General features: G+C 73.4%; 17 protein-coding genes and 2 tRNA genes. 9 read left to right on the top strand and 10 right to left on the bottom strand.

Features of this window, described 5'->3' with window-relative positions; genetic code table 11:
- Positions 1 to 2 precede the first annotated feature (2 nt).
- Entirely contained in the window at positions 3 to 788 is a 786-nt protein-coding gene (locus ACZ55U_RS02385) for an SLATT domain-containing protein (RefSeq protein ID WP_465521523.1), read from the bottom strand.
- Positions 789 to 1,155: 367 nt separating this feature from the next.
- Here ACZ55U_RS02385 and purD point away from each other — a divergent pair, with 367 nt between their 5' ends.
- The 4 genes from purD to ACZ55U_RS02405 all read left to right on the top strand — a co-directional run bounded on the left by purD (position 1,156) and on the right by ACZ55U_RS02405 (position 7,387).
- Complete coding sequence (gene purD, locus ACZ55U_RS02390; RefSeq protein WP_465521525.1) at positions 1,156 to 2,403, top strand: phosphoribosylamine--glycine ligase; 1,248 nt, start codon at positions 1,156 to 1,158, stop codon at positions 2,401 to 2,403.
- A gap of 622 nt (positions 2,404 to 3,025) precedes the next feature.
- Entirely contained in the window at positions 3,026 to 4,636 is a 1,611-nt protein-coding gene (locus tag ACZ55U_RS02395; protein ID WP_465521527.1) for a hypothetical protein, read from the top strand.
- Between the two features lie 230 nt (positions 4,637 to 4,866).
- Positions 4,867 to 6,399, top strand: a complete 1,533-nt coding sequence (locus tag ACZ55U_RS02400; RefSeq protein WP_465521529.1) for a N,N-dimethylformamidase beta subunit family domain-containing protein — start codon at positions 4,867 to 4,869, stop codon at positions 6,397 to 6,399.
- A gap of 88 nt (positions 6,400 to 6,487) precedes the next feature.
- Complete coding sequence (locus tag ACZ55U_RS02405) at positions 6,488 to 7,387, top strand: phosphoribosylaminoimidazolesuccinocarboxamide synthase (protein ID WP_465521531.1); 900 nt, start codon at positions 6,488 to 6,490, stop codon at positions 7,385 to 7,387.
- An 82-nt stretch (positions 7,388 to 7,469) separates the two neighbouring features.
- On the opposite strand, the gene ACZ55U_RS02410 is transcribed toward ACZ55U_RS02405, so the two are convergent.
- The 7 genes from ACZ55U_RS02410 to ACZ55U_RS02440 all read right to left on the bottom strand — a co-directional run bounded on the left by ACZ55U_RS02410 (position 7,470) and on the right by ACZ55U_RS02440 (position 12,121).
- Positions 7,470 to 8,093, bottom strand: a complete 624-nt coding sequence (locus ACZ55U_RS02410) for a response regulator (protein ID WP_465521533.1) — start codon at positions 8,091 to 8,093, stop codon at positions 7,470 to 7,472.
- Positions 8,094 to 8,124: 31 nt separating this feature from the next.
- Positions 8,125 to 9,324, bottom strand: coding sequence for a sensor histidine kinase (locus ACZ55U_RS02415; RefSeq protein WP_465521535.1), 1,200 nt, complete (start codon positions 9,322 to 9,324; stop codon positions 8,125 to 8,127).
- 139 nt (positions 9,325 to 9,463) lie between these two features.
- Positions 9,464 to 10,309 carry an ABC transporter permease gene (locus ACZ55U_RS02420; protein ID WP_465521537.1) on the bottom strand — a complete coding sequence of 282 codons (846 nt, stop codon included), beginning with the start codon at positions 10,307 to 10,309 and terminating at the stop codon, positions 9,464 to 9,466.
- Positions 10,306 to 11,316 (bottom strand): ABC transporter ATP-binding protein, encoded by a 1,011-nt coding sequence (locus tag ACZ55U_RS02425; protein WP_465521539.1) that lies wholly within the window; start codon positions 11,314 to 11,316, stop codon positions 10,306 to 10,308. The genes ACZ55U_RS02420 and ACZ55U_RS02425 overlap by 4 nt, the downstream gene beginning before the upstream one ends.
- Positions 11,317 to 11,478: 162 nt before the next feature.
- A tRNA-Gly gene (locus ACZ55U_RS02430) sits at positions 11,479 to 11,551 on the bottom strand.
- Positions 11,552 to 11,590: 39 nt separating this feature from the next.
- Positions 11,591 to 11,663: transfer RNA gene (locus ACZ55U_RS02435), tRNA-Gly, on the bottom strand.
- Positions 11,664 to 11,803: 140 nt separating this feature from the next.
- Complete coding sequence (locus ACZ55U_RS02440; RefSeq protein ID WP_030056585.1) at positions 11,804 to 12,121, bottom strand: histone-like nucleoid-structuring protein Lsr2; 318 nt, start codon at positions 12,119 to 12,121, stop codon at positions 11,804 to 11,806.
- 490 nt (positions 12,122 to 12,611) lie between these two features.
- On the opposite strand from ACZ55U_RS02440, the gene purS reads away from it, so the two are divergent.
- From purS to ACZ55U_RS02460, 4 genes are all read left to right on the top strand, one after another.
- Positions 12,612 to 12,866, top strand: coding sequence for a phosphoribosylformylglycinamidine synthase subunit PurS (gene purS / locus ACZ55U_RS02445; protein ID WP_049654013.1), 255 nt, complete (start codon positions 12,612 to 12,614; stop codon positions 12,864 to 12,866).
- A complete protein-coding gene (gene purQ, locus ACZ55U_RS02450) occupies positions 12,863 to 13,540 on the top strand; it encodes a phosphoribosylformylglycinamidine synthase subunit PurQ (protein WP_465521541.1) in 678 nt (225 codons plus the stop codon). The genes purS and purQ overlap by 4 nt, the downstream gene beginning before the upstream one ends.
- A complete protein-coding gene (gene purL, locus ACZ55U_RS02455) occupies positions 13,540 to 15,795 on the top strand; it encodes a phosphoribosylformylglycinamidine synthase subunit PurL (RefSeq protein ID WP_465521543.1) in 2,256 nt (751 codons plus the stop codon). Before purQ ends, purL begins: the two co-directional genes overlap by 1 nt.
- Before the next feature lie 96 nt (positions 15,796 to 15,891).
- On the top strand, positions 15,892 to 16,704 hold the full coding sequence (locus ACZ55U_RS02460; protein ID WP_465521545.1) for a maleylpyruvate isomerase family mycothiol-dependent enzyme: 813 nt from the start codon (positions 15,892 to 15,894) through the stop codon (positions 16,702 to 16,704).
- A gap of 110 nt (positions 16,705 to 16,814) precedes the next feature.
- Here the strand turns inward: ACZ55U_RS02460 and ACZ55U_RS02465 are convergent, their stop codons facing one another.
- Positions 16,815 to 17,615 (bottom strand): DUF3152 domain-containing protein, encoded by an 801-nt coding sequence (locus ACZ55U_RS02465; RefSeq protein ID WP_465521547.1) that lies wholly within the window; start codon positions 17,613 to 17,615, stop codon positions 16,815 to 16,817.
- A 225-nt stretch (positions 17,616 to 17,840) separates the two neighbouring features.
- Between ACZ55U_RS02465 and ACZ55U_RS02470 the strand changes: the two genes are divergently transcribed.
- A complete protein-coding gene (locus tag ACZ55U_RS02470; RefSeq protein WP_465521549.1) occupies positions 17,841 to 18,260 on the top strand; it encodes a DUF3151 domain-containing protein in 420 nt (139 codons plus the stop codon).
- A 93-nt stretch (positions 18,261 to 18,353) separates the two neighbouring features.
- Here the strand turns inward: ACZ55U_RS02470 and fbaA are convergent, their stop codons facing one another.
- Complete coding sequence (gene fbaA, locus ACZ55U_RS02475) at positions 18,354 to 19,376, bottom strand: class II fructose-bisphosphate aldolase (protein ID WP_465521551.1); 1,023 nt, start codon at positions 19,374 to 19,376, stop codon at positions 18,354 to 18,356.
- Positions 19,377 to 19,453: the final 77 nt, after the last annotated feature.

The following is a 19,453-nucleotide window of genomic DNA, read 5'->3' on the forward strand; positions in this document are numbered from 1 at the left end:
ACTCACCGCAGCGGCCCCTCCGGCGGCCGCTGGCGCGGCATGGTGGGCCGGGTGCCCGGCGGCGGCAGCACCCGCACCTGGGCGCCCACCCCGGGTTCGCTGCGCCCGCCCCAGGCGCCGGCGGACTGGGTGGGCAGCTGGGTCATCGAGGCCCGGAACTCCAGCATCCACTCCGAGGTCTCGGAGCGGACCATGTCCGAGACGTCCTCGCAGAACCGGCGCAGCACGCCCAGGCAGCGCTCGGCGGCCTCGCCCGCGGTGCCCTCGGTCGGGCCGAGCACCTCGCGCACGCACTCCGACGCCCAGTCGAACTGGAAGGCCTCCAGGCGGCGTTGCAGCGCCTGGCCGGTGGAGACGTCCCGCATCCAGCCGGAGGTCACGCCGAAGACCCGGTCGGCGGCGAGGCAGGCGGCGGAGAGCGCGAAGCCGACGTAGCCCCAGCCGGTGCCGTGCGCGAAGCCGCCGGCCAGGTCGACCAGCGGGGCGACCACGCCGCCCGCCGCGAATCCGGCCGCGCCGAACCGCAGCAGGCGCGCCCAGCGGCGCTTCCAGACCCGGTCCCGGCGGTACCACTCGATCGCCTCGACGGCCCGCTCCTCGGACCAGCGGTAGAGCTCCTCCAGCCGTTCCGCGGGCTCGCCCCAGTCCCCGAGGGGGAACTGTCGGGTGCTCAGGTCGGTGCGGCGGTGCGTGGAGGCCCGCCGGACGGCGGCGACGACGGGCTGGTCCTCCTCCCCGATCTCCTTGCCCCAGGCACTCTCCTCGGGCTGCATTTCCGGCTGGCTCACCTGTGGGGCTCCCTGTGGCGGGCGGACTGCTGGTTCTGTCGGCGCATCGGCTGACGTGGTGTCCGCCGGTGGTTCTCCAACAGCACTTCTTACCGCCAAATGGCTGACCGTGTGGGCGCTTCTCCGTTGATCGTTACCGGTTTCGGCCACCGGAACCCGAGGTAAGCGGGTTGCGGGGGGCGGCGAGATTTCACCCGTCCGAGCGAGGGTCCGGTGACCCGGTGTCGTGACCCGGCCACCCACCGCCGAACCGGCCGCTCCGGGCTTGGAGGATCCTCCGGCCCGCTCGGCCCGTGGCGGCCTCCTTCTGGAGGATCCGACGGGACCGGAGAGCGGCCGGAACCGGCCACCGACTACGCTGCCAGGCGTGAAGGTCCTCGTCATCGGCGGCGGCGCCCGCGAACACGCCCTGTGCCGCTCTCTGTCCCAAGATCCCGCAGTGACCGAACTGCACTGTGCCCCGGGCAACGCCGGGATCGCACGGGTCGCGACGGTCCACCCGGTCGACCAGCTGGACGGTGCGCAGGTCGCCGCGCTGGCCGGGCGGCTCGGCGCCGGCCTGGTCGTGGTCGGCCCGGAGGCCCCGCTGGTCGCCGGTGTCGCCGACGCCGTGCGCGCGGCCGGGATCCCGGTGTTCGGCCCGTCCGCGGCGGCGGCCCGGCTGGAGGGCTCGAAGGCCTTCGCCAAGGACGTGATGGCCGCGGCCGGCGTCCCCACCGCCCGCTCCTACGTCTGCACCACGGCCGAGGAGGCCGCCGAGGCGCTGGACGCCTTCGGCGCCCCGTACGTGGTCAAGGACGACGGCCTGGCCGCCGGCAAGGGCGTCGTGGTCACCTCCGACCGCGAGGCCGCGCTGGCGCACGCCGCCGCCTGCGAGCGCGTGGTCATCGAGGAGTACCTGGACGGCCCCGAGGTCTCGCTGTTCGCGATCACCGACGGCACCACCGTCGTCCCGCTCCAGCCCGCCCAGGACTTCAAGCGCGCGCTGGACGGCGACGAGGGCCCCAACACCGGCGGCATGGGCGCCTACTCGCCGCTGCCGTGGGCGCCGGCCGGGCTGGTCGAGGAGGTCCTGGAGACCGTCCTCCAGCCGACCGTGGACGAGCTGCGCCGCCGCGGCGCCGAGTTCTCCGGCCTGCTGTACGCGGGTCTGGCGCTCACCTCGCGCGGCACCCGGGTGATCGAGTTCAACGCCCGCTTCGGTGACCCGGAGACCCAGGTCGTGCTGGCCCGGCTGCGCACCCCGCTGGCGGGCGTGCTGCTGGCCGCCGCCAACGGCACCCTGGACCAGCTGGAGCCGCTGCGCTGGGACGAGGGCGCGGCCGTCACCGTGGTCGTCGCCTCCGAGGGCTACCCGGCCGCCCCGCGCACCGGCGACCCGATCGAGGGCCTGGCCGAGGCCGAGGCGGACGGCACCGCGTTCGTGCTGCACGCCGGGACGAAGGCGGGCGAGGACGGCCGGGTGCTGAGCGCCGGCGGCCGCGTCCTGTCGGTCACCGCGACCGGCGCCGACCTCGCCGAGGCGCGCGAGCGCGCGTACGCCGCCGTGGACCGGATCTCGCTCCGGGGCGGTCAGCACCGCACCGACATCGCGGCGAAGGCGGCCATCGGCTGAGAGGCCCCGCCTCCCGCACCCCGCGGCCCCCGTGCGAACCCCTCGCACGGGGGCCGCGGCGCGTGGCGGCCCGGGCCGGCGGGCCCCGGAGCCCGGGCCGGGCGGAGCCGGCGTGCGCCGGTCAACCCCATGGCCGCAGCCCCACCGGCGTTTCGGGGCCGGAGCGGCCGCGGCGGGGGACACACCGTTCGGTCGACGGATTCCAGCCCATCGGGTGACAGCACCCGCATCCGGCTGACGTAACCCGCTGCCCGGCCTTATGGTGCGCTGGATCGCGGTGCGCGGGGCCCGTGCGCCGGGGTCGCCGCCGGGTAGCGGTGCTCCCACGGGGGGATGCTGGACGGCGACCGGCCAGGCGGTCGTCCGGGTGCTTCGCACCGGACCGGTCGCCGCCGTCCGGCGGCGTCACCGGACCACCGGGGCGGTGTCACCGGGACGAGTGGAAACCGGGACGATCCGGAACGCCCACCCGGACCGGGGCGTCGAAAATGTCAGTAGCGCCACGCAGCATGCACTACCGGGGATCGGACACCTCCGCTTCCCGGTCGGAACTGATCGTTTCGAGTCGGCTCAGGGGCCCGAAGCCGGGCGCCGGAGGGCTCCGAAGGGGGTGCCGCACCGTATGGCCGCAGTCGACCTCGCGCGCGCTCACGCTCAGGCGGTCCTACGGGTCCGAGGCCTCGCCCGGGCCGCCGCCGCCCTGCCCGCCGCCATCGCGGTGGTCCTGCTCGCGGGCCGGTTCACCGGCCGGATCGGCGCGCCCGGCGCCGCCGACGCGGCCGGCTGGGACGCCGCCCGTTGGGCGGTCTGCGCCGTCGCCGCCCTGACCCTGCTGGTGGCCGGGCTCACCGCCCGGGCCCTGCACCGGGCCGTTCCGCCGTCCACCCCGGCCGTCCCGCTGGACCGCGCCGAGGCCCCCGAGCTGTACCGGCTGATCGACGAACTGGCCGACCGGCTGGACGTGCCCGCCCCCTCCGCCGTCGCCCTCACCCCGGACTGCGACAGCTGGCTGGAGGACGTCCCGGCGGACCGCCGGACGGCTCCGCCGAAGCCCGGCGGCCGACCGCACCCGCTGCGCCCGGGCGCCGAGCCCCCCGGCCCCGTCCTGGTGATCGGCTCGCCCTTCCTGTGGTGGATGCGCTCCGGCGAACTGCGCGCCCTGCTCGCCCCGGTGGTGGCCGGCACCGCCGCCTCCGCCGACCCGGAGATCGCCGCCGCCCGTCGCTTCCTGCGCACCCTGGACGCCTGCCTGGACTCCGGCGGCGGCACCGCCCCCGGCCTCGGCGGCGCAGTCCTGGCCGCGCCGCCCGGGCCGCCCCGGCGCGGTCCGGCCGCGCTCGCCGACCGGATCACCCGCCGGATCACCCGCCGCCTGCTCGGTGCCTGCCGCGGCCACTCCGCCGAGCTGGAGCGCTCGGTCGCGAGCTGGGCCTCCGAGCAGGCCAGGACGGTCGACTACGGCCTGCGGATCGCCGCCCAGGAGCAGGTCGGCCTCGCCTACGCCGGATGGGACCGGCTGCTCACCCGGGTCGCGCTGCCCGCCTGGCGGCTCGGCCGCCACCCGGCCCACCTCAACGCCGGCGTGGTCGCCGCCCTCACCGAACTCTCCCGCCGCGACCGGCTGGCCGACGGCTACGGCAGCCGCCTCGGCGACCGACCCGCCTGCGACCTGCTGGAGCAGCCCGGCGACGTCGACCGGGCGGTCTCCCGGCTCGCCGCCGACCTGTTCTTCGGCCGCCCGGCGGCCGGCGGCTGGCACGAGCTGGAGTGGGCCGACTACCCGGCCGAGGTGGTGGACGCCGGCTGGCGGGCGGGCGCCGCCACCCTCCAGAGCGCCCTGGACCGGCTCGCCCCGCAGTCCCGCCCCGGCGCCCCGACCCTCACCCGGCTGCTGGGCCGGCTCGCCGACGGCGACGGTGAGGTGCTGGCCGCCGCGCTCGCCGCCCAACTGGCCCGCACCACCGCCCCGGCCCCGCTGCTGGAGCCCGCCCGCAGCGGCCGCGACCTGCTGGTCGACCACGTCACCGCGATGGTCTGCTGCGCGGCCGTGGACACCGCCGCCGGCGCCCCCGGCCTGGACTGGCTGGACGGCCCGGTGCTGCTGCTCGGCGAGGTCCGCCGCACCGACCTGGCCGGCCCGGTCGCCCAGGCCGTCGAGCAGGGCCAGGACGGACCGCTGCGCGCCTGGCTCGACGCCGCCGACGTCCGGTTGGAGAAACCCGTGCGCCTCTGACGTCCCGGGCGTTCCAGGAGGGCGCACGGTGCTGCTGTGCGCGCCCCCGATCCGGTCGGCCGCCGGGCGTCTTCGCAGGCCGGAGGCCCTCTCCGGGAGGCGCGCGAGATTCCCCGCGCCAATTGCCTCCGGAGGGTGACGCAACGCCTGCACTCTGTGGTGTATTAGACCGCACGCACATCCGGGGGGCACGTGCCAACCCCGGGCGGAAGTGCACCTGGGAGGGGCGCGTGAGGACCGAACTCAACCGTCGCTGGGAGTCGGGCACGCACGCCTACAGCGTCTCCGACCCGTTCGGCCAGGGCCCGCTGCCCTGGCTGCGCAGCCCCGACCAGTACCTGGCCGAGGGCGCCGTGCCCTGGTACGTCTCGGTGGACGCGCCCGGCCAGCAGCCGCTGGCCGTCGGCACCCGGCTCAAGCCGCCGGTCGGCACCCCGCAGGGCGCCAACGACGTGGACCAGCAGATCAAGGGCTTCGCCTCGGCCGGAGTGGTCCGCCCCGGCGGCTCGGTGGACTTCCGGGTCACCGTCAACCCGCCCCGCGAGTTCACCGTGGACGTCTACCGGATCGGCCACTACGGCGGCGACGGCGCCCGCTTCATGACCTCCACCCCGCACATCGCCGGCCTTGCCCAGCCCGCCCCGCTGGTGGTCGACCGCACGGTCTCCTGCCACCACTGGTGGCACTCCTGGCGGCTCCAGATCCCGCCGCACTGGAAGCCCGGCTCGTACGTCGCCGTGCTGACCACCGCGGACATGCTGCACCGCAGCCACATCCCGTTCACCGTCCGGGACTGCGAGGGGCAGGGGCGCGCCGCCGAACTGCTGCTGGTGCTCCCGGACGTGACGTGGCAGGCGTACAACCTGTTCCCCGAGGACGGCCGCACCGGCGCCAGCCTCTACCACGCCTGGGACGGCTGCGGCGGCCTGGTCGGCGAACCGGAGGCGGCCGTCACCGTCTCCTTCGACCGCCCGCACGCCACCGCCGGGCTGCCGCTGCACGTCGGCCACGCCTACGACTTCATCCGCTGGGCCGAGCGCTTCGGCTACGACCTCTCGTACGCCACCGCCACCGACCTGCACGCCGGCCTGGTGGACCCGTCCCGGCACCGGGCGCTGGTCTTCCCCGGCCACGACGAGTACTGGTCCGAGCCGATGCGCCGGGCCGCCGAGCGGGCCCGGGACACCGGCACCTCGCTGGTGTTCCTCTCCGCCAACACCATGTACTGGCGGGTCGAGCTGAGCGCCGCCGCCTCCGGCGAGCCCAACCGGCTGCTCAACTGCCGCAAGCGGCAGAAGGTCCGCCCCGGCAGCCCGGCCGCCGGGGCGCCCGGCGCGGCCAGCGCGCTGTGGCGGGACGCCGGGGAGCCCGAACAGCACCTGCTCGGGCTCCAGTACTCGGGGCGGGTCGCCGCACCCGTCCCGCTGGTGGCCCGGCACACCGCGCACTGGCTCTGGGACGGGACGGGGCTCCAGGAGGGCGACGAGCTGCCCGGACTGGTGGCCGGCGAGGCCGACCGGTACTACCCCAAGGTGGCGCTGCCCGACCACGTCGAGCGGGTGCTGCTGGCGCACTCGCCCTACCAGGACCCGGTCGGCCGCACCCGCTACCAGGAGACCTCGCTCTACCGGGCGCCCAGCGGGGCGTACGTCTTCGCGGCCGGCACCTTCGCCTGGTCGCCCGCGCTGGGCCGCCCCGGACTGACCGACGAGCGGATCCAGCGGGCCACCGCCAACCTGCTGGACCGGCTCTGCAAGAACTAGCGTGCGACGGTCGTGAAAGACTGCGGGGGCAGTGACCTCCCCTTTCGCGGTGCCCCCGCCCGTGAACGACCCCTGAGGACTGAACACCTTGAGCGGATTTGTCACCAAGCCCGAGCCGGTCCAGGTACCCGGCCTGGTCCACCTGCACACCGGCAAGGTGCGCGACCTCTACCGCACCGAGTCGGGCGACCTGGTCATGGTCGCCAGCGACCGGACGTCCGCCCACGACTGGGTGCTCCCGAACGAGATCCCCGACAAGGGCCGCATCCTCACCCAGCTGTCGCTGTGGTGGTTCGAGCGGATCGCCGACATCGTCCCCAACCACGTGATCTCCGCCGAGGTCCCGGCCGGTGCCCCGGCCGACTGGAAGGGCCGCACGCTGCTCTGCCGGAGCCTGGAGATGGTCCCGGTCGAGGCGGTCGCCCGCGGCTACCTGGCCGGCTCCGGCCTGGCCGAGTACAACGAGAGCCGCACGGTCTGCGGCATCGCGCTGCCGGAGGGCCTGGAGAACAGCTCCGAGCTGCCCGCCCCGATCTACACCCCGGCGCTCAAGGCCGAGGTCGGCGAGCACGACGAGAACGTCTCCTACGAGGAGACCGCCCGCCGGATCGGCGCCGACCTCGCCGCCCGGCTGCGCCGCACCACCCTGGACGTCTACTCCCGGGCCCGGGACATCGCCCGCGAGCGCGGCATCATCCTGGCCGACACCAAGTTCGAGTTCGGCCTGCTGGACGGCGAGCTGGTGATCGGCGACGAGGTGCTCACCCCGGACTCCTCCCGCTACTGGCCCGCCGACGAGTACCGGCCGGGCCGCTCGCAGTCGTCCTTCGACAAGCAGCTGATCCGCGACTGGCTGGTCTCCCCGGCCTCCGGCTGGGACCGCCACGGCGAGGAGCCGCCGCCGGCGCTTCCGGACGAGGTGGTCGAGCGGACCCGCGCCAAGTACATCGAGGTCTACGAGCGGCTGACCGGCACCAGCTGGGCCTGACGCGTTCCGCGACGCCCGCGAGCGCTGGGGCTCGGTCTGACGGTCCGCGTCGCGCATCCGGCGAGACCTGCCGGACGCGCCGCTAGATCCAGCCGTGCTCGCGGGCGATCCGCACCGCCGCGTGCCGGTTCTCCGCGCCCAGCTTGGTGGCCGCCGAGGACAGGTAGTTGCGGACGGTGCCCTGGGACAGCGCGGCCCGCTCGGCGATCTCCGCGATCGGGGTGCCGTCGGCGGCCAGCTCCAGGACGTCCGTCTCGCGCGGGGTCAGCGGGGTCTCCCCGGCGCTGATCGCGTCCGCCGCCAGCTCCGGGTCCACGTACCGGCCGCCGGAGCGCACGGTGCGGATGATGCCGGCCAGGTCCGCCGCCGAGACGGTCTTCGGCAGGAAGCCGCGCACCCCGACCTCCAGCGCCCGCTTCAGGTAGCCCGGGCGGCCGTGGCCGGTGACGATCATGCAGCGGCAGTCCGGCAGCAGCAGCCGCAGCTGGGCGGCCACCTCGATGCCGTCCTTGCCCGGCATCTGGAGGTCCAGCACCGCGACGTCCGGGCGGTGCGCCTGCGCCATCGCCAGGGCCTCCGTGCCGGAGCCGGCCTGGGCGACCACCTCGATGTCGTCCTCCAGCGAGAGCAGCGCGGCCAGCGCGCCCCGGATCAGGTGCTCGTCGTCGGCGAGCAGGACGCGGACGGGCACGGCGTTCTCGGTCATCGGGCGCCTTCCTTCCTCAGCGGAAGCTTGCTCAGCGGGGGAGCGGGACGGTGGCGAGCATCCGGAAGACGCCCGCCTCGACGGTCGGGACGGTCAGCTCGCCGTCGTGGACGGCGAGCCGCTCGCGCAGGCCGCGCAGCCCGGTGCCGCTGCCCTGGGAGGGGAAGGGCACGGCGGGCACCCCGTCATTCTCCAGCTCCAGCACGGCCCGTCCGTCCTCGGTCCGCAGCCGGATCAGGCAGCGGTCGGCCTCGCTGTGCCGCAGCACGTTGGTGGTGGCCTCGCGGATCACCCAGCCGAGCACGGACTGCACCGCGGCCGGCAGCCGGTCGGCGTCCTCGCCGAGGTCGATCTCGCAGGCGACGTCGGCCGAGCGCAGCACCGCCCGGGCGCCGATCGCCTCGGCGTGCAGGTCGGCGGTGCGGTAGCCGCGGATGACGTCCCGGACCTCGCGCTGCGACTCCTGGGCGATCTTCTGCACCTCGGCCATCTGGTCGGCGGCCTCCTCGCGCCCCCGGCGGGCCAGCTGGACGGCGAGCTCGCTCTTCAGCGCGATGGTGGTGAGGTTGCGGCCCATCACGTCGTGCAGGTCGCGGGAGAAGCGCAGCCGCTCCTCGGCGACGGCCAGCCGGGACTGCGCCTCGCGGGCGGCGTCCAGCTCCCAGACCGCCGCGGTCAGCCAGGCGAAGCTGCGGCAGGTCCCGCCGAGGACGGGCAGCATGACCAGGGTGCCGACCAGCAGCCCCGCGGTGTGGGCGACCCCGTACCCGGCCAGCACCAGCGCCGGGGCCACCATCAGCAGTCCGCCGACGGCGGCGAGCGACGCCCGGGGCAGCGACAGCCCGATGGACGCCGGTCCGAAGGCCATGGCGATCAGGAGGGAGCAGACCGTGGAGGCGAACGCCGTCCCGTGCGGGCCGTCCGCCCCGCCGGCGTCCGGTCCGGTCAGCAGGACGGCCCAGGAGCCGGCCACCGCGAAGGCGCCGTTGGCGGCCAGCCATCGCAGGTGGTCGGTGGGGCGCTTCAGGTAGTGGTCGAGCGAGGTGCGGCAGGCCCGCAGGCCCAGCAGTGTCCCGGCGAGCGCGACCAGCAGGGCGATCCGGACCGATCCGACGGAGTCCGGCAGCTCGGCCCGGGCTCCGACGGCGAGCAGCGTGATCGGGAGCAGCAGCAGCGGCAGGGAGTAGAGCGACCAGCGGAAGTACAGCTCGGTGCGCTGGGGCTTGCTCAAACCAGCCCAGCTGCTGCGCGGTGACCGCATTCTCAATTCTTCCGCCCCCAGTTCGACCACGATCCTGCTCGCTGCCTTCATATCAGAGGCCAATCTGGGGGCGGTCCTTCGGATTACTGTTCTTGCTTCGAACAGAGCCTCAGCGACGCGGCTCCCAGCGGAAGTAGCGGACCGCGCCCCAGACCGCCAGGCCCAGCCAGATGGTCCCGGTGACCAGGTGCGGGGCGGCGGCGCCCCAGGAGCCGGCGAAGCCGGTCGCCGCGGCCGAGCCGTCGGTGCCGAACCAGCCGACGCGGATCAGCTGGAAGGCCGGGGTGGTCGGCAGCAGGCGGCAGATGTCGGCCAGCTGCTCGGGCATGACCTCCAGCGGGATGAACAGGCCGGAGCCCAGCTGCATGACCAGCATGACCGGCAGGGTGGTGATGCCCGCGCTCTCGACGGTCTTGGTGAAGGCGCTGGACAGCGCGGCCAGGGCGATCATGGTGGCCAGCACCAGCAGCAGGCCGATCAGCATCAGCAGCGGGTTGACCGGCACGGCCAGGTGCAGGCCGAGGCTGCCGCCGACCCCGATCAGGGCGGCCATCAGCAGGCCGAGGGTGAGCGAGGGGACGGCGGTGCCGAGCAGGATCTCCAGGTCCCGGGCCTCTCCGGTGCGCAGCCGCTTGAGGACCAGCTCACCGCGCCGCCCGACGTACGCGGCGGTCAGGTTGTAGTACACGACGAAGGCCAGGATCATCCCGACCGAGCCGTAGACCAGCAGCGAGTCGACGTCCAGCCCGGGGTTGGACTCGGCCTGCTGGGAGAGCGTGCTCTTCAGGGTGAAGATCAGGATCAGCGGCAGCAGGAGGGCGGTGAACAGCGCCGTGCGGTTGCGCAGCAGCAGGGTGGCCTCGGCCCGGCCGAGGGCGAGCAGCCGGCGGACGGTGGTGCTCTTCGGACCGGTGGTGCTCTCCGGGCCGGCGGTGAGGGTGGCGGCGGTGGTCATCGGGCGGATCCGATCAGGCGGCGGCGGGCGGGACGGGTGGCGGCGGCGGGCGCCTTCGGCGGGTTCCGGTGGGCGGCCTCGGAGGCGATCGCGAGGAAGGCCTCCTCCAGCGAGGCGCTCCGGGCGTCCAGGGCGCCGAGCGCGACGCCGTGGTGGCGGGCCCAGCCGAGCAGGTCGGTCAGGGTGTCCTGGAGGGCGAGGGTCTGCACGGTGACCTTGCCGCCGTCGACGGAGAGCTCGGCCCCGGTCAGGACGGGCAGGGAGGCCCCGGCGAACTCGGGCAGCCGGAAGCTGATCCGGGAGGGCCGTCCGGCGATCACCTCGGCGACGGTGCCGGCGGTGACGACCCGGCCGCCGTGCATGATGGCCAGCCGGTCGGCCAGCTCCTCGGCCTCCTCCAGGTAGTGGGTGGTGAGCAGCACCGTGGTGCCCTGGGCGCGCAGCTCGCGCACCAGCTGCCAGACGGCGGCGCGCGCCTCCGGGTCGAGGCCGGTGCTGGGCTCGTCCAGGAAGAGCACCTCGGGGCGGCCGAGCAGGGCCATCGCGAGGTCCAGCCGGCGCTTCTCGCCGCCGGACAGCTGCTTGACCCGGACGTTCGCCCGGTGGCCGAGGCCGACCAGCTCCAGCGCCTCCGCGACCGGGCGGGCGCCGCTGGTCATCCCGGCCCAGACGCGGCCGGTCTCGGCGGCGGTGAGCTCGCCGGGGAAGCCGCCCTCCTGGAGCATGACGCCGATCCGCGGGCGGACGGCGGCCCGCTCCTTGTACGGGTCCCGGCCGAGCACCCGGACGGTGCCGCCGGTGGGCGCGGCCAGGCCCTCGATGACCTCCATGGTGGAGGTCTTGCCGGCCCCGTTGGTGCCCAGCAGGGCGAACAGCTCGCCGCGGTGCACGGTGAGGTCCACGCCGCGTACGGCGTGGTACCCGGAGGTGGCGCCGCCGTAGTGGCGGTGCAGGTCGGTGACCTCGATCACGTCTTCGCTGGGGCGGGGGGTCCGGCTCGTTTCCATGCCCCAAGCCTTCCGCCGACCGGGCCGCGCGGGCAGTGCGGGCCGTCATGACATGGCGGTGGGTATCCACGGGTCGGCGATGACAAATGTCATGGGTGGATATCGCGGTCGCCGGCGGGAATGCCGAAGGGCCCCCTCGTTCGAGGGGGCCCTTCGTATCGGAGCGGACGACGAGATTCGAACTCGCGACCCTCACCTTGGCAAGGTGATGCTCTACCAACTGAGCCACGTCCGCAGGTCTGACTATTGAGTTGTGCTGTGCTCGCGCACTGCGAGCGGACGACGAGATTCGAACTCGCGACCCTCACCTTGGCAAGGTGATGCTCTACCAACTGAGCCACGTCCGCGTGGTGCCTGGTGGGGCACCCGCCGCCTCTCCGGATCTCTCCGTTGCGGCGACGAGGAATACTCTACAGCATCTTTCGGGGTGGTCGCCCCACCCCTCGGTCCGGGCGGGAGGGGCGACCGGGTACGGAGCCCGCGGGGCTCAGTTCGCCTCGGCGAACGCCTCGTACACGTGCTTGGGGATGCGGCCCCGGGCCGGCAGTTCCATCCCGCGGGACAGCGCCCAGGCGCGGACCGCGGCCGGGTCCGGAGTGAGGGCGGTGCGGCGGAACGACTTTCCGGTGCGGCTCTGCCGGCGGCCGGCGGCGACGAACGGAGCGAGGGCCTCCCGCAGCTTTTCCGCGTTGTCCACGGACAGGTCGATCTCGTACGACTTCCCGTCGACGCCGAAGTGGACGGTTTCCGCGGCGGCGCCGCCGTCCAGGTCGTCGGAGAGCGTGACAACTACACGCTGAGCCATGGGTGTCAATCCTCTCGGGCAATTCGGCCGCCGGTCCGAGGGGGTACCGAGGCCTGATGTGCACCAACTCGCGCAAGCACGTACGGGCGGACCCGGTGGCCCGCCTGATACGCAGCACTTGCCGCGACAGGTGGCCCTATTCTGCACCCGAAGGGGGTCGAAATCGAAGAGTTCGGCATTCTTTTCCGGATATTCACGAGTCTTCGTCGGGTGTGCCGGATACCGATGTGCGGGACGGGCGGATCTGTCCCCAAGTGCCGTATTCGGGTGTTCTCCGGGCGGGATCGTTCCGAGTGCCGTTCCGACGGTCGTTCCGGGCGTCGATTCCGCGGAAACCGGACGGGTTCGACGGGGGGTCAGGGCGCTGGATCCCTTGCCGTGTAAGGGGTCTGGGTCTACGCGCGTCGCTATGCCCGGCCAGCAATCCCGCCCGAAACCACCGGTAGTCTGGAGTTCCCCCGCCTCACCGAAGACACCACCGGGAGTGCCAGTGGCACGCGTCGTAGTCGACGTCATGCTCAAGCCGGAGATCCTCGACCCCCAGGGACAGGCGGTGCAGCGCGCACTGCCCCGTCTCGGATTCACCGGGATCGCCGACGTCCGCCAGGGCAAGCGTTTCGAGCTGGATGTGGAGGGCCCGGTCGACGACGCGGCGCTCGCCCGTATCCGCGAAGCCGCCGAGACCTTTCTCGCCAACACCGTGATCGAGGACTTCACCGTCCGGGTCGAGGAGGAGGGCAAGTGACCACCCGCGTCGGCGTCGTCACTTTCCCGGGCTCCCTCGACGACCGCGACGCCCGGCGGGCGGTCCGTCTCGCCGGCGCCGAGCCGGTCGCCCTCTGGCACCGTGACAAGGATCTCCACCAGGTCGACGCCGTCGTCCTGCCGGGCGGATTCAGTTACGGCGACTATCTGCGCTGCGGTGCGATCTCCCGCTTCTCGCCGGTGATGGAGACCGTCATCGAGCAGGCGAAGCTCGGAATGCCGGTGCTCGGTATCTGCAACGGCTTCCAGGTGCTCTGCGAATCGCACCTGCTGCCCGGCGCGCTCCACCGGAACGACTCGCTGCACTTCATCTGCCGCGACCAGAAGCTGCGCATCGAGAACGCCGGCACCGCCTGGACCGGGGATTACTCGGCGGGCCAGGAAATCGTCGTCCCGCTGAAGAACGGCGAGGGCCGCTTCGTCGCCGACGAGCGGGTGCTGGACGAACTGGAGGCGGAGGGCCGGGTCGTCGCCCGTTACCTCGACGTCAACCCGAACGGTTCGTACCGCGACATCGCCGGCATCACCAACGCCGCCGGCAATGTCGTCGGCCTGATGCCGCACCCGGAGCACGCGGTGGAGCCGCTCACCGGTCCGACCACCGAGGGCCTGGGCTTCTTCACTTCCGTCCTGAAGCAGCTGGTGAACGCCTGATGAGCCTCGACACCGTCAAGAACGCCGAGCAGACCCCGGACGCCGCCCAGCCCTGGGCCGAACTCGGCCTCAAGGAGGACGAGTACGCGCGCATCCGGGAGATCCTCGGCCGCCGCCCGACCGGCGCCGAACTCGCCATGTACTCGGTCATGTGGTCGGAGCACTGTTCGTACAAGAGCAGCAAGGTCCACCTGAAGCAGTTCGGCGAGAAGAAGCCGGATTCGGACGCGATGCTCGTCGGCATCGGCGAGAACGCCGGTGTGGTCGACGTCGGCCAGGGTTACGCGGTCACCTTCAAGGTCGAGTCGCACAACCACCCGTCGTACATCGAGCCCTACCAGGGCGCGGCCACCGGCATCGGCGGCATCGTGCGCGACATCCTGGCGATGGGCGCCCGCCCGGTCGCCGTGATGGACCCGCTGCGCTTCGGTGCGGCCGACCACCCGGACACCCGGCGCGTGCTGCCCGGGATCGTCGCCGGCATCGGCGGCTACGGCAACTGCCTGGGCCTGCCGAACATCGGCGGCGAGGTCGTCTTCGACTCCTGCTACCAGGGCAACCCGCTGGTCAACGCGCTGTGCGTGGGCGTCATGAAGCACGAGGACATCCACCTCGCGCAGGCCTCCGGCGCCGGCAACAAGGTCATCCTGTACGGCGCCCGCACCGGCGGCGACGGCATCGGCGGCGTCTCGGTGCTGGCCTCCGAGACCTTCGACGACACCAAGCCGGCCAAGCGCCCGGCCGTCCAGGTCGGCGACCCGTTCCAGGAGAAGCTCCTGATCGAGTGCACCCTGGAGATCTTCCGGGAGAAGCTCGTCAAGGGCATCCAGGACCTCGGCGGCGCCGGTCTGTCCTGCGCCACCAGCGAGCTGGCCTCGGCCGGTTCCGGTGGCATGCGGATCGAGCTCGACACCGTGCACCTGCGCGACCACACGCTCTCGCCGGAGGAGATCCTCATGAGCGAGTCGCAGGAGCGCATGTGCGCGATCGTGGAGCCCGACAAGGTCGACCGCTTCCTGGAGATCTGCGAGAAGTGGGACGTCATCGCCAACGTCATCGGTGAGGTGACCGACGGCGAGCGCCTGGAGATCTTCTGGCACGGCGAGCTCGTGGTGGACGTCCCGCCGCGCACCGTCGCCCACGAGGGCCCGACCTACCAGCGCCCGTACGCCCGCCCGAGCTGGCAGGACGCGCTCCAGGCCGACGCCCCGACCGCCGAGCGGCTGGCCCGCCCGACCACCGGCGAGGGCCTCAAGGCCGACCTGCTGAAGGTCGCGAGCCACCCGAACCAGGCCTCCAAGTCCTGGATCACCGACCAGTACGACCGCTACGTGCTCGGCAACACCGTGCTCGCCTCCGGCGAGGACTCGGGCATGATCCGGATCGACGAGGAGACCAACCTCGGCGTCTCGGTCGCCACCGACGGCAACGGCCGCTTCGCCAAGCTGGACCCGTACACCGGCGCCCAGCTGGCCCTGGCCGAGGCGTACCGCAACGTCGCGGCCGGCGGCGCCAAGCCGCTCGCCGTCTCCGACTGCCTCAACTTCGGCTCCCCCGAGGACCCGGACGTGATGTGGCAGTTCGCCGAGGCCACCCGCGGTCTGGCCGACGCCTGCCTGGTGCTCGGCACCCCGGTCACCGGCGGCAACGTCTCGCTGTACAACCAGACCGGTGACGTCGCCATCCACCCGACCCCGGTGGTCGCGGTGCTCGGCGTCATCGACGACGTCACCCGGCGCACCCCGGTGGCCTTCGCCGAGGAGGGGCAGCTGCTCTACCTGCTCGGCGACACGGCGGACGAGCTCGGCGGCTCGGCCTGGTCGCAGGCCGTCCACGACCACCTCGGCGGCCTGCCGCCCAAGGTGGACCTGGAGCGCGAGCGGCTGCTCGGCGAGATCCTGATCGCCGCCTCGCGCGACGGCATGATCGACGCCGCGCACGACCTGTCCGACGGCGGTCTCGGCCAGGCGCTGGTGGAGAGCTGCCTCAAGGGCGGCCACGGCGCGCGGATCGTCGTGCCCGAGGGCCAGGACCCGTTCGTGCTGCTGTTCTCGGAGTCGGCCGGCCGCGCCGTCGTGGCGGTGCCGCGCAGCGAGGAGCTCCGGTTCAACGACATGTGCACCGCGCGGGGCCTGCCGGCCACCCGGATCGGTGTCGTGGACGGCGACAGCCTGGACGTCCAGGGCCAGTTCAGCGTCTCGCTGGCGGAGCTGAGGGACGCCCACACCGGCGTCATCGAGGCCCTGCTGGGCTGACGCTCGGCTCGGCCCGAGGGGCGGACGGTTCCTTCCGGACCGTCCGCCCCTCGGCGTTTCCGCCAACCGTCCTCCCCCGGGCGTATGTTGGGGTCCATGCCTGCCAAGTCCCGTACGTACCAGCCGCAGAAGGTCCGCGCCGCGCTGGCGGCCCAGACCGAGGCGCTCCACACCGCCGTCCACGGCCTCACCGCGGACGAGTTGGAGCGGCCGACCCGTCTCGGCACCTGGCGGGTAAGGGAGTTGCTGGCGCACCTGAGCCTGGCGCTGGGCCGGCTGCCGGCCGCGCTGGACGCCCCGGCACCGGACGGGCCGGTGCTCTCGCTGGCGGGCTACGCGGAGCTGAGCAGGACGATGGCCGGGGCCGTCGACGAGGCGGTGACGGAGCACGCGGCGGCCGGGTTCGCCGGCCCGCTCGCGGAGGTGGTCGCGGCGGTCGACCGCTCGCTCGACGCCGTCCGGGCGGTGCTCGACCGGCCGGCCGGGGAGGGCCCGGAGGCCACCGCCGTCGTGGTCGGCCGGCGGATCCTCCTGACCGACTACCTGGTGACCAGGCTGGTCGAGGCCGTGGTGCACGCCGACGACCTGGCCGACGCGCTCGGTCGGGAGGGCTTCCCGCACGACCGCCAGGCCCTCGCCGCCGTCACCCGGATGCTGGCCGACGCCTTCGCCGACCGCGCCCCCGGCGGCGCGGTCGAGCTGCGGGTCCCGCCGTACGCGGTCGTCCAGGCCGTGCCCGGGCCGAAGCACACCCGGGGCACCCCGCCCAACGTGGTGGAGACCGACCCGCTGACCTGGATCCGGCTGGCCACCGGCCGGGCCGACTGGGCGGCCTCGGTGGAGGCGGCCGCGGTGTCCGCCTCGGGGGAGCGCAGCGACCTGCGGGCGTACCTGCCGGTGTTCGGGTAGCCCGGCCGGTGGCCCGGGGGCCCGGTCGGTCTCAGGGACCTGGCCGGTGTATCAGGGGCCCGGTCGGTGTCTCAGGTGCCTGGTCGGCGCATCGGGGTCCCGTCGGTCCCTCAGGGGACGGACGGCCCGCTCAGGTACGTGCCCTCCGCCGAGTACGGCCAGGCGTTGGGCGTGCAGCCCTTGAGGCCGTAGATCTGCTGCATCATCGCGGGCGCGGGCTTGCCGTCCCCGGGGCAGGTCTCGTGCCCGTGGCCGATCCGGTGGCCCACCTCGTGGTTGACGATCAGCGCCCGGTAGTCGTCCAGCGGTCCGCTGAACTGGGGTGAGCCGGTGTTCCAGCGCTTGGAGTTGACGAGCACCTGGTTGCCGACGTTGCAGTTGACCTCGCCGTGGGTGTCCAGACCGGAGGCGCCGCAGATCCGGTCCACCGTGGCCGGGGAGGCGATCTTCACGGTGAAGTCGTACGAGCCGCCGGCGGTCAGCTGGAAGCCGTTCCTGCGGTCGCTGGTCCAGCCTCGCTTGTCGCCGAGGATGCCGTGGATCTGGGCGGCGGCCGCCGCCGCGTCGATCCCGATGCCGTCCTCGACCTCGACCCGGTAGCGGCGGATGTTGCCCTGTCCGACCGCCTTGGCGGTGGCGGGGGCGATGGTGAAGGTGCCCGCGCCCTTGGTGGGGCCGGGGTCCGGTCCGGTCGGCGTCGGGGTGGGAGTGGGCGTCGGCGTAGGTGTCGGCGTGGGCGTCGGGCTCGGCGGGGCCTGGACGGGCGCCTGCGACTCCACGGAGGCCTGTTCGGCCGGCGGGGCGACCCGCGCCTGGGTGCTCGGGGCGGCGGCCGGGGTCCCCGGGGAGCGGTTCAGCATGACCGCCGCGGCGCCCAGCACCAGTAGGGAGAGCGCCAGCGCCGTGAGCATGCCAGGACCGAACCTCCGGCGCGGTCGGCGGCGTCGGCTGCCGCCCTTCTTCCTGGGCGGTGCGACCCGCCTGCCGACCGATCGGGCTGCGGACATGATCTTCACACTGGCATGGCGAACGGGTGAATGTCTACATACCTGGTATGCGGCGCGGGGGCGCTGGGGAGGGAGGTCCGTTCCGGGACGCCGGTTGACCCCTGCGTCTCGGGTGGCAGACTTCAGGGCATGGCGATTCACAGGAACCTTCTCGACGGCCCCGAACCGACCCTCCTCCCGGAGGAGGAGCGGCCCTACCGGATGCTGGCGGAGGAGTCGGCCTCCCCGACCCAGGTGGCGGCCGAGTTCCCGGCCTTCTGTCTGGCCTGGGCCATGCTCGCCGACGACGCCTACACGGCCGGCCGGTACGTCGAGTCGTACGCCTACGCCCGTACCGGCTACCACCGGGGCCTGGACGCGCTGCGGCGCAACGGCTGGAAGGGCCACGGCCCGGTGCCGTGGGAGCACCGCGGCAACCGCGGCTTCCTGCGCTGCCTGGCGGCGCTCGCGCGGGCGGCCGGCGCGATCAAGGAGACCGAGGAGGAGGCCCGCTGCTGGCAGTTCCTGAAGGACAGCAGCGCGGAGGCGTACGCGGAGCTCAAGCAGTAGCCCCACGGCTCGGAGAGCGGACACCCGGACGTGCGGGTGCCCCCGGCGGAGGACCGCCGGGGGCACCCGTTCCTCATGCGGGGCGCGGGGGCCTCACTTCAGGCGCTTGCCCGCCGAACGCAGCTGCTCGGCGGCCTCGCGCACGCGGGCGGCCATGCCGGCCTCGGCCAGCTTGCCCCAGGTGCGCGGGTCGTAGGTGCTCTTCTTGCCGACCTCGCCGTCGACCTTCAGCACGCCGTCGTAGTTGGCGAACATGTGGCCGGCCACCGGGCGGGTGAAGGCGTACTGGGTGTCGGTGTCCAGGTTCATCTTCACGACGCCGTTCTCCAGCGCGGTGGCGATCTCCTCGGCGGTCGAGCCCGAGCCGCCGTGGAAGACGAAGTCGAACGGGTCGGTCTTGCCGTACTGCTTGCCGATCGCGTCCTGGAGCTCGCGCAGCAGCTCCGGCTTCAGCACGACGTTGCCCGGCTTGTAGACGCCGTGCACGTTGCCGAAGGAGGCGGCCAGCAGGTAGCGGCCCTTCTCGCCCAGGCCCAGCGCCTCGGCGGTGCGCACGGCGTCGTTGACGGTGGTGTACAGCTCGTCGTTGATCTCGTGGGTGACGCCGTCCTCCTCGCCACCGGTCGGGGTGATCTCGACCTCAAGGATGATCTTGGCAGCGGCGGCCTGGGCCAGCAGCTCCTGGGCGATGGCCAGGTTGTCGGAGAGGGTCTCGGCCGAGCCGTCCCACATGTGCGACTGGAACAGCGGGTCCTGGCCCTTGGCCACGCGCTCGGCGGAGACCGCCAGCAGCGGGCGGACATAGCCGTCCAGCTTGTCCTTCGGGCAGTGGTCGGTGTGCAGCGCGACCGTGATGTCGTACTTGGCGGCGACGATGTGGGCGAACTCGGCGAGCGCGACGGCGCCGGTCACCATGTCCTTGTTGTGCTGGCCGCCCAGGAACTCCGCGCCACCGGTCGAGATCTGGATGATGCCGTCGCTCTCGGCCTCGGCGAAACCACGCAGCGCGGCGTGCAGGGTCTGCGACGAGGTGACGTTGATGGCCGGGTAGGCGAACTTGCCCGCCTTGGCCCGGTCCAGCATCTCGTTGTAGACCTCGGGAGTTGCGATGGGCATGCGATCCGCTCCTGTCGGGTTGCGGCGTACGGACGGTGCTGTCCGACGCTGTGTACGCCTTCGTGACGACTCCGTGC

This window comes from Kitasatospora sp. NPDC034533 (assembly GCF_055575155.1).